The sequence below is a fragment of the Acidithiobacillus sp. genome (assembly GCF_023255755.1).
In the GTDB taxonomy this organism is placed as follows: Bacteria; Pseudomonadota; Gammaproteobacteria; order Acidithiobacillales; family Acidithiobacillaceae; genus Acidithiobacillus.
Genome location: NZ_JAGDVS010000137.1, coordinates 29,705 through 39,008 on the forward strand (window position 1 = coordinate 29,705; position 9,304 = coordinate 39,008).

The window sequence follows — 9,304 nt, forward strand, 5'->3', positions numbered from 1 at the left end:
TCTTGAATGAGGTTACGGCATGGCTGTTTATGAACACCCGCTCCATGAGCGCGCGCGCCTTTTGCTGCGCCTGGAGAGTGTCTTCGCACAGTTACAGCATGAGGTAGCGGGCACCACCAGTCTGCGCGATGCCCTGCGCCCCTACAATGAGCTGCTTGATTTTTGCAGCCGCCCGGAGTTGCGCCTTGATCTCATTCTGGAACTGGAACGTCTTGCTCAGAGCCTTGCCATCTGGGCGCAGAGCCCCGAGGCGAATGAAGACCCTTTGCGCGTCTGGCAATTTCGCATAGACCAACAAATCAAAGCGCTGCGTGAGCAGCGTGAGCCTTTCGGGCAATTATTGCGCCATCAGGAAATCATCCAGCTCGCGCGCGGCAGGATGGGGGTAGCCGGAGGCCTCGCGGACTGTGATCTGCCCATACTTGCGTTCTGGAACCAGCAAGCCCCTGAGTGCATCCGCGGACTTCTGAATGGGTGGCAGAAAAGCCTGGAAGTTCTGCAGAGTAGCACTGATCTGATTCTCGCGTTGTTGCGCGACTCCTGTGCATGGTCAACCGTGGAAGCCCGGGAAGGGCGTTATGGAGCGCCTTTGGATGCTCGCCGGCCGCCCTCCATGATCCGCCTGGAGTTGACAGATCGCGCCGATTATTATCCGAAAATCAGTGGGGGTATCCATCGCTTTCATATTCAGTTACTGCAATGGTTGGACCAGGGAACGGCGCGCGCGATAGAATCCACGGTAGAATTCAAGCTGGGCCTCAGCGCTCTCTAGACGATCACTCATCTTCCAGTAAAGGACCGCACCATGCATATCGGCACCACCCTCAGCCAATTTATTATTGAAGAAACGCGCCTCTATCCCGGTGCCTCTGGCGACTTCGCCGGTTTGCTCAACGATCTCACCATTTCCTGCAAATTCATTGGCGCGCAGGTGTATCGCGGTGCGCTGGTGGGGGCACTGGGCAGCGCCGGCACCGACAATGTGCAGGGCGAGGTGCAGAAAAAGCTGGATATCATCTCCAACGAAGCCATCCTCAAGTCCATGGATTGGACGGGCCATCTCGCCGGCATGGCCTCCGAGGAGATGGATGACCCCTACGCCATCCCCAACAATATTCCGCGCGGCAAGTATCTGCTGCTTTTTGATCCATTGGATGGTTCCAGCAATATCGATGTCGGCATCAGTGTCGGGACCATTTTCAGCATCCTCAAGGCACCCGTGGCCGGGCGTAATGCGGAACTAGCCGATTTCCTCCAGCCTGGCGTGGAGCAGGTCTGCGCCGGCTACGCGTTGTACGGCTCCAGCAATATGCTGGTCTATAGCACCGGCTATGGAGTCAATGGCTTCACCCTTGATCCTTCCATCGGTGAGTATATCCTGACTCACAGCCAGATGCGTATTCCCGAGGACACCAGTGAATATGCCATCAACATGAGCAACCATCGCCACTGGCAGAAACCGGTGCAACGTTATATTGATGAGCTCAATCAAGGCACGGATGGCCCCCGTCGGCGCGACTTCAACATGCGCTGGGTCGGATCCATGGTGGCTGATGTGCATCGCATCCTTTGTCGGGGTGGTATTTTCCTGTATCCCTTTGATCAGCGTGATCCGAAGAAACCGGGCAAGCTGCGTCTGCTGTACGAGGCCAATCCCATGTCCTACCTCGTAGAGCAGGCGGGTGGCGCGGCCAGCACGGGCACGACGCGCATCCTGGACATCGATCCCCAGGGCTTGCACGAGCGCGTCCCCGTTATCCTGGGTGCCAAAAATGAGGTGGAGCGGGTGGTGGCTTACCACAGTGACCAGTTTTGAAGACCATGAGGCCGTCGCAATTTGATTATGGCAACTCCGGTTGTCCATAGGTTCACGAATTGCGACCTTGAGAGAATGCGTGGGGCGTGCTATGCAAAAATGTCATGAGTTCAAAAACATCAGTGGAATGAATAGGACGCTTATAGCGTTATTGACGTTGGTGATCAGCCTAGCGTTCCCGGTAGCGGTGTACGCCGATGGCGCGCCTTTGAAGCGTGACGCCCAGAATGTCGGGCGCGCAGTTGGTTCCACCGCGCATAAAATCGGTCAGGTCGGAAAAGATGTCGGTGTCGGGATTGCGAAGAGTGCAGTCGACGTTGGGCATGCGGCAAAGGCTGGCGCGATCGAGTTTTGGAGCGCCCTGCGGGGACGCGATACGGCTATGAGTCGTTCAGTGCCCCCCTCCAAGTGATAAGGAACCAGGCTGAATCGTCATCGCTTCATGAAATATCGGAGTTGGGGAGCGCCGATATAATATATCTTTCCCATTTTATGACCGACTTTTTAAGGAGAAAGGGTGTGGGAGGGCTTCTTAATAAGGATGCGGCGCTGATCGCGACGAAGTATAAAGCGATCACCTTGCATGGTTTCTGGAAAGTCGCACTTTTTCTGTTTATTTTTATCGGCTATCAAGTGCTCACCTATGTGGATGTTTCTACAAAAAATCCGGGGGTATTTGTCGTTATATCGGCATTTATACCAATTATGGCTGGCCTGTTACTTATCTCCTGGCGTACGCGCTATAAGGCGTTTTGGATTTTGTCTGTCGCCATTTCTGGCATGATAATAGTGCGCAATAGTACGACCATCGCGTACTATATAGGCTGGATATGTATGGTGCAGCGGAGTGCGATATTTATTCTGTTAGCGTTCACCTTCGGTCTCACTTTGCGCTCCGGCCACATGCCGCTGATCTCGCGGATTGCTGAGATGGTACATGGTCCACTGAGTATGCGACTGGCACGATATACGCGCAAAGTGACTGTGGCATGGACACTATTTTTTTCAGCGCTGACGATGGTGTTGTTCTTGATATTTTTTATTCTTGGTGAGCACGTATGGGTGTTGTTTTCCGGTACGGCTAGCACGGTATTGATTGCATCCATGTTCATCATTGAATACGCTGTTCGTTGCCGCCAAATCCCCATCAGTGAGCGGGGCAGTATGGTGGAGGGCATCCGGACTTATTTTGGCAGCGGGCAATCTGTTTCTAATAGAAAATCTGATTCATAGTTGGGAATTCATGATATTTATTTTTTAAACAGGGAGTTTTTCCGGATATGAATTATCTCCCGATGATGACACATCGATCTCCGGATGATGTCGTGGCCATTCGACAAGGTCATGGTGTCACGCTACGGCAGTTCTTGGCCGACGTGAACTATACCCGGCTGCTGCTCCGGCCCGGACGACATTTGCTGAATACCTGTCAGGATAGTTACCATTTCATGGTAACCCTCGCGGCGGCAATGGCTGCTGGGAAAACCAGCCTGCTGCCTTCCACGTACACCACCGGAAGTGTCAAAAAAATAATCGATTTCGCGCCAGACCTGTTTTGCCTTGGCGATGATGGGAATGATATGGGCTTACCCTACCTGGCGTTCCCGACTTCTCTGCCAGACGCGCCCGTCGACAGCTCGCCCGCTATCCCGCGCCTGGATGCATCGCTCCCGGTGGCTTACGTGTTTACATCTGGTTCGACCGGAACACCCGTCCCTCACCTTAAAACATGGGGAAATCTCGTGCATTCGGTGCGCGCAGAGGCGCAGCGCTTGGGCTTATTAGATGGCCGCACCTACACGGTGGTGGGTACTGTTCCACCCCAGCATATGTATGGTTTTGAATCTACCATTCTTATGGCGTGGCAGTGTGCTGCTGTCATTGCTGCGGAGCGCCATTTCTACCCGGCGGATATTTGTACAGGGATTTCTTCAGTATCGCGACCGCGCGTTTTGATCAGTACCCCCGTTCACCTTCGTTCCATGCTCGCTGCGGATACACCATTACCAAGTGTTGATTTATTGCTTTCTGCTACGGCACCACTAACTCGGGATCTTGCGGCAGACGCAGAAGCCCGCTTTAGCAGTGAGCTGCTCGAAATTTACGGCTCTACCGAAACTGGCGTTGTGGCAACGCGGCGCACCAGCCAAACGGAGGAATGGCATTTACTCCCGGAGTTGTCGTGGATTAGGAAGGGTGCCCGGATTGAGATAAACGGAGGGCATTTGAAACAGGCAGTGGAGGTTGGCGACTCTATAGAAATAGTGGATGAAAAACATTTTCTTTTATATGGTCGTATGGAAGATCTCGTAAATATAGCAGGTAAACGTAGTTCTATTTCATATTTAAATCATCAGTTAATATCTATTTCCGGAGTTCTGGACGGGGTGTTTTTTATGCCCGATGAAACTGATAATGGGCGAGTGACACGTTTAGTCGCATTTGCCGTGGCCCCGGACTTGGATACAGAAATAATAATTGAGCGTCTTAAACAGTGTGTGGACCCCGCGTTTATTCCCCGCCCGCTGAAGATTGTGGACGGCCTACCTAGAAACGCTACTGGAAAGATCTCACGAGAAGCCTTGAAAGCAATGGCCGTGGCTCTGATCGGCAAAGAGGAGCGCTCATCTGAAATATTATGACCACAAATTTACGATCCCTGTTGAGCATCCGGTCTTCGCCGGCCATTTTCCGGGAAATCCGATTGTGCCGGCCGCCTTGCTTCTTGATGAGATGGTTTGCGCTATAGCCTCAGCAAACAGCTTGCCGATGAACGATTGCAGCATTAGCTCGGCGAAATTCTACAGCCCAGTGGCACCTGGGGAATCTCTGAATCTTCGCGTGGCCGTATTGGACAATACGACCGTGCGCTTTGAGGTGTGTGCGGGCACCCGTCTGGTAGCGTCCGGCTACCTCTCTGTCCAGGCTGTGGAGCGACTCTAATAATGGCGCGCCTGTTAAGGACGGTTCAACAATCGCCTGATAGCGGGTGGTTAAGTCGTCCAGAGCGTGGGAGCCGATTTCTGCTGCGTCTGATGATCTGGATTTCAAAAAAGATGGGAAGGCCCGTCGGTCGTGTGGTGCTGCACTTTATTGCGTGCTATTTCCTGCTTTTTGCGCCATCGGCGCGGGTTGCCTCTCGAGTCTACCTTACCCGCGTTCTGGGTCGCCGCGTCGGTGGCAGAGATGTCTATCGTCATTTCCTGACGTTTGCGACCACGATTCACGATAGAGTTTATCTGCTCAGTAACGATGACTCACTTTTTACTATCCAGTCGCATTTGTCCAAAGACGTGGAACAGGCGATTACCGACATGCGTGGGGTCTTGTTGGTGGGTGCGCACCTGGGTAGCTTTGAGGTGTTGCGGTCGGTCGGCCAGCAGTATCCCGGAATGTCCGTGGTGATGGTTATGTACGAGGAAAATGCGAAGAAGCTAAATACGACGCTGGCGGGTATGAAAATCGGAGAGCAGCCTAATGTTATACCGTTAGGCCGCTGGGACACGATGCTACGTGTTCAGGAGCAGTTGGAACTGGGTGCATTGGTAGGTTTCCTCGGTGACCGGTCCGTCGGGTCAGAGAAAAAGCGGATTATTCCTTTCCTCGGAGAGTCCGCCGCATGGCCGAGTGGCACTTTTCGTATCGCGGCGCTTCTCAAGCGGCCCTTGTATTTTATGGCCGGTCTGTATACGGGTCCCGGGCAATATGAAATATTTATAAAGCAGATTGCTGATTTTTCTTTGGTAGAGAAATCGGCTCGGGACAAGGCTATTCAGGACGCAATGTTAAAATATGTTGAAGAAGTTGAGAAATACTGTCATATGGCTCCCTATAATTGGTTTAATTTTTATGATTTTTGGGAAAAACTTTCTAATATTGAAGTGCGGGAGGATCATTTATAAAATGAGTGATGAGTGCCGTCAACTGGAGTTGCACGCCGCGATCACTGCGCCCGGTATTTCCATTTTATATCCCGGCTCGCTACTGTTTCGGCGAAGACTTTATCTGCCCAGACGATATGCCATAGGCGCCGTGCTCGCTTTTTTCCTCGCGGCCTCCTTGATGACACAAGCTGTCTACGCAGCAGACTGGAACATAACACAATTAATGCACGCCTTGGCGCAAGTGAAATCTGGACATGCCTCTTTTGCGGAGACAAAATATATTGGCTTTTTAGATAAGCCGATACAATCATCTGGCAATATGCGCTTTGTGTCGCCCGATATGCTGGAAATGCACACCATCAAACCCAGCGATCAGGTGATGCTGGTGCAAGGCGATGTTCTTACTATAGATAAACATGCCATTCAATTAGAAGACCATCCGGAACTGCTCGCTTTTGTCGATAGTATTCGCGGGGTACTGGCGGGAAATACTGAGCTGCTAGAGAGGTATTTTACGCTTTCCCTCAAAGGCGAAGAAAATAGCTGGTCATTGACGCTGGTTCCCAAGCAAAATGATTTTGCAAAATTAATTAAACATATCTCCGTTGGTGGTATCGGGCAAATGGTACGCAGTATTGAAATTGTAAAAGTAAATCACGATTGGTCGCTTATTAGTATAAGTAATTCGTCCTCACCATGAGAAAATTCCGATGGTTTATTCTGGGGATGTGGCTGGCGATCCTGCTCGGCGCTATTGGCATAATAATCAGTACCAAATTTGAGTCTACGCTATCCGAATTTCTGCCAAAATCTCCTGGCGTGCAGCAAGAGATTTTGAACGAGCAGTTGCGCAATGGTGTGCTTTCACGAAAGATTTTAGTGGGGATCGAGGGCGGCGATGCAGTCGCACGGGCGCGTATTTCAGCGCAAATGGTTCTCGATCTTGGCAAGACGAAGCAGTTCGAGTTTGTGAGCAATGGGAACGCAGGTGTGAGTTCCAAAATATATAGTTATCTGTATGCGCATCGCTATTTGTTGAGTGCGGCTACCAGACCGCAGCTATTTTCGGTTAAAGGTCTGCATGATGCGATTGAAAGGACGCTCAATGTCCTGGCCACACCAGGCGGTGAGTCCGTGGAAGCGCTTTTCCCGAGCGACCCTACTGGGGCCATGATCGGCATGGTCAAGGGGATGAGTGGAATGCCGAAGCCACGAGTCCGGGATGGCGTGTGGGTATCGCCGACAGGAAATACGGCATTGCTTTTGCTGCAGACGCGATTTTCGGGATCGGATAGTGACGCACAACAGCAGGCCATAGTCACTATAAAAAAAATATTCAGTCTGGCGCAAACGAAAATGGGAAAATCTGGCAAAAACACGAGTCTACAGTTGACTGGGGTGGGTGTCATTGCGGTTGCAGCGCGCAATACGATTGTCCATGCGGCGGAGTGGATGTCGCTCATCAGTGGCACATTAATTGTCATGCTGCTTTTGTTTGTATATCGGTCGGTGGCGGTGCTCGCATTCGGTCTTATACCCGTGATATCTGGTGTTATCGTTGGTATCGCTGCGGTTTCTTTAGGTTTTGGTAGGGTTTACGATATCACTTTGGGATTTGGCACTGCGTTGATCGGGGAGGCGGTGGACTATTCAATCTATTTCTTCGTTCAGGCCGGGCGAGTGGCTACTGGCGCAGAATTATGGGTAAAAACGTATTGGCCCATCATCAGGTTGGGTGTCTTCACTTCAGTGATCGGATTTGCCAGTCTGTTGTTTTCTAATTTGCCAGGACTCTCACAGCTTGGCCTCTATGCTATTACCGGTCTACTCACTGCCGCCGGGGTTACGCGTTTTGTGTTACCGAGGCTGCCTTTGCGTCATTTTAAAGAGTACGATCTCGTCCGACTGGGTGATATTCGTCTCGACGTTATGCCTATGCTGTCGTCCGCACGATGGGTCGTTATTTCGCTGGCAGTCATTGCGAGTGGCATTTTGGTCGTCCATCGTGATCACATCTGGAATCACGAGCTATCGGCACTCAGCCCGGTTCCTAAAGCAGATCAGTTACTCTATGCGAAGTTGCGTAAAGATATGGGAATACCCGATGCCGGACACCTGCTAGTTGTTTCCGGACCAACCCTTAACCGGGCTCTGGAAAAAGCCAGTAAAATTGACCCGCTGTTAGAACAGCTGCAAGCCTCTGGTATTATCGGCGGCTTTCAGACACCCACTCGTTTTTTGCCCAGTGTAGGATCTCAAGTGGAGCGTAGATCGGCGTTGCCTCCGGAAAATATTCTGAACGCGCGTTTGGGAGAAGCTGTGCGCGGATTACCGGTGTCAGCATCACTGTTCTCACCGTTTGTCCGTGAGCTAGAGCGGGAGCGGAGGCTGACGCCCCTGACTTATGCTGATCTGCCAGCAAGCATTCGGCAGATTGTAGACAGCATGCTGGTGCATCATGGCCAGGAGTGGAGCGTTTTGTTACCTGTTATCGCGCCACCATCCGGTAGGGTTGACCCTAAGGCAGTGCAAGCCATAATGGCGCAACATCATGTCGATGATGTTATGTTTGTTGACGTTTCGGGCGCCACAAATACTCTTTATTATGGGTATATCAGGAATGGCCTCAAGCTTTCCCTGGCCGGTGTTTTGGGTATTATCGTTTTATTGTTAGTAGTCTTTCGATCGGTGACTCGCGTCATTCGAATCATGTTACCATTAATCGCTGCGGTACTTTCGGTGGCGGCCGGATTTGTGGTGATGGGTGTCGAGTTGAATATTATGAATCTCATTGGGCTGATGTTGATAGTTGCCGTGGGGTCTAACTATGCACTATTTTTTGATCGTAGCGGACAGATGAATGAGGAAAGTTCATCGCGTACTTTAGTATCTTTGGTCATTGCTAATCTGGCTACGGTTAGCGGTTTTGCGCCTCTGGCATTCTCCGGAGTTCCAGTCCTCCAGGCGATCGGCGCCACTGTTGCGCCCGGCGTAATATTGGCCCTATTATTTTCTGCCAGCTTGGTTGAGCGAAGAAAAGTGATAGTACAACAGACGTTGTGATCGCAGTGGTTTAGTGTAGAACGAGGAGTGTTACTAGTCGGCGCGATGGTTTTGTACGTAATTACAGAGGTTTCTTAGGCAACTGAATATTTCTGTTTTATTGGCTCCTTCGCTGGATAGCATGACGCCGTATTCCTTGGTGATTACCATGGAAAGCTCCAGAAGATCGATAGAGTCCAAACCTAATGGGCCGCCATAGAGTGGAGCGTCAGGATCTACCTGCAAAGGGTCCACTGGCAGATTCAAAGATTTTACAATTAAATGGCTTAAGGCTACTTCTTTTGGGGTAAGGCCCATTCTTTACATCTCCGTTTTGACTGTTGTTGTACGCCAGATTCCGCTGGCGTGCCAAGAGTGCGCGTAGTTTGATGATCTCTGCACGAGTGGTCAGGAACACCGTTTTGCTCACTTCTGACTGCGCCCCTCGTCAAACTCAAGCTTGGGATTGTAACCCAGAATAAGATGCCGTCCACCATCCTCTGTGAACCTAAAAAAAGCAGTTACGGCCCGGCCAGAGCAGGAATCGCCCCATCTGGTAACC

General features: G+C 51.3%; 10 protein-coding genes. 8 read left to right on the plus strand and 2 right to left on the minus strand.

The genetic code is table 11. The annotated features are described in order from the left end of the window. The first annotated feature begins 19 nt into the window (after positions 1-19). Together zapD and Q0C48_RS09645 are read left to right on the plus strand one after the other, a co-directional pair. Positions 20-772, plus strand: a complete 753-nt coding sequence (gene zapD / locus Q0C48_RS09640; protein WP_291523807.1) for a cell division protein ZapD — start codon at positions 20-22, stop codon at positions 770-772. A 33-nt stretch (positions 773-805) separates the two neighbouring features. Next, on the plus strand, positions 806-1,816 hold the full coding sequence (locus Q0C48_RS09645) for a class 1 fructose-bisphosphatase (RefSeq protein WP_291523809.1): 1,011 nt from the start codon (positions 806-808) through the stop codon (positions 1,814-1,816). Positions 1,817-1,985: 169 nt separating this feature from the next. On the opposite strand, the gene Q0C48_RS09650 is transcribed toward Q0C48_RS09645, so the two are convergent. Next, positions 1,986-2,141: a hypothetical protein gene (locus tag Q0C48_RS09650; RefSeq protein WP_291523811.1), complete on the minus strand. Its 156-nt coding sequence runs from the start codon at positions 2,139-2,141 to the stop codon at positions 1,986-1,988. A 194-nt stretch (positions 2,142-2,335) separates the two neighbouring features. Between Q0C48_RS09650 and Q0C48_RS09655 the strand changes: the two genes are divergently transcribed. From Q0C48_RS09655 to Q0C48_RS09675, 6 genes are read left to right on the plus strand one after another with little or no spacing between them, the layout of a single operon-like run. Then, positions 2,336-3,049: a hypothetical protein gene (locus tag Q0C48_RS09655; RefSeq protein ID WP_291523813.1), complete on the plus strand. Its 714-nt coding sequence runs from the start codon at positions 2,336-2,338 to the stop codon at positions 3,047-3,049. Between the two features lie 47 nt (positions 3,050-3,096). Next, on the plus strand, positions 3,097-4,458 hold the full coding sequence (locus Q0C48_RS09660) for an AMP-binding protein (RefSeq protein ID WP_291523815.1): 1,362 nt from the start codon (positions 3,097-3,099) through the stop codon (positions 4,456-4,458). Positions 4,459-4,471: 13 nt separating this feature from the next. Further along, positions 4,472-4,759 (plus strand): hypothetical protein, encoded by a 288-nt coding sequence (locus tag Q0C48_RS14710; RefSeq protein ID WP_366937036.1) that lies wholly within the window; start codon positions 4,472-4,474, stop codon positions 4,757-4,759. 2 nt (positions 4,760-4,761) lie between these two features. Then, on the plus strand, positions 4,762-5,718 hold the full coding sequence (locus Q0C48_RS09665) for an acyl-CoA synthetase (RefSeq protein ID WP_291523817.1): 957 nt from the start codon (positions 4,762-4,764) through the stop codon (positions 5,716-5,718). A 1-nt stretch (position 5,719) separates the two neighbouring features. Beyond that, a complete protein-coding gene (locus tag Q0C48_RS09670; protein ID WP_291523821.1) occupies positions 5,720-6,400 on the plus strand; it encodes an outer membrane lipoprotein carrier protein LolA in 681 nt (226 codons plus the stop codon). 26 nt (positions 6,401-6,426) lie between these two features. Further along, positions 6,427-8,763, plus strand: coding sequence for an MMPL family transporter (locus Q0C48_RS09675; protein ID WP_291523823.1), 2,337 nt, complete (start codon positions 6,427-6,429; stop codon positions 8,761-8,763). A 33-nt stretch (positions 8,764-8,796) separates the two neighbouring features. Here Q0C48_RS09675 and Q0C48_RS09680 read toward each other — a convergent pair whose 3' ends face one another. After that, on the minus strand, positions 8,797-9,060 hold the full coding sequence (locus tag Q0C48_RS09680) for a phosphopantetheine-binding protein (RefSeq protein WP_291523826.1): 264 nt from the start codon (positions 9,058-9,060) through the stop codon (positions 8,797-8,799). Positions 9,061-9,304 lie beyond the last annotated feature (244 nt).

Excerpts from the sequence above, each read along its gene's own strand:
- Q0C48_RS09645 (WP_291523809.1), top strand. The coding sequence starts at position 806 with ATGCATATCGGCACCACCCTCAGCCAATTTATTATTGAAGAAACGCGC.
- Q0C48_RS09650 (WP_291523811.1), bottom strand. The coding sequence starts at position 2,141 with ATGCCCAACGTCGACTGCACTCTTCGCAATCCCGACACCGACATCTTT.
- zapD (WP_291523807.1), top strand. The coding sequence starts at position 20 with ATGGCTGTTTATGAACACCCGCTCCATGAGCGCGCGCGCCTTTTGCTG.
- Q0C48_RS09680 (WP_291523826.1), bottom strand. The coding sequence starts at position 9,060 with ATGGGCCTTACCCCAAAAGAAGTAGCCTTAAGCCATTTAATTGTAAAA.
- Q0C48_RS09665 (WP_291523817.1), top strand. The coding sequence starts at position 4,762 with ATGGCGCGCCTGTTAAGGACGGTTCAACAATCGCCTGATAGCGGGTGG.
- Q0C48_RS09660 (WP_291523815.1), top strand. The coding sequence starts at position 3,097 with ATGAATTATCTCCCGATGATGACACATCGATCTCCGGATGATGTCGTG.
- Q0C48_RS09675 (WP_291523823.1), top strand. The coding sequence starts at position 6,427 with ATGTGGCTGGCGATCCTGCTCGGCGCTATTGGCATAATAATCAGTACC.
- Q0C48_RS09670 (WP_291523821.1), top strand. The coding sequence starts at position 5,720 with ATGAGTGATGAGTGCCGTCAACTGGAGTTGCACGCCGCGATCACTGCG.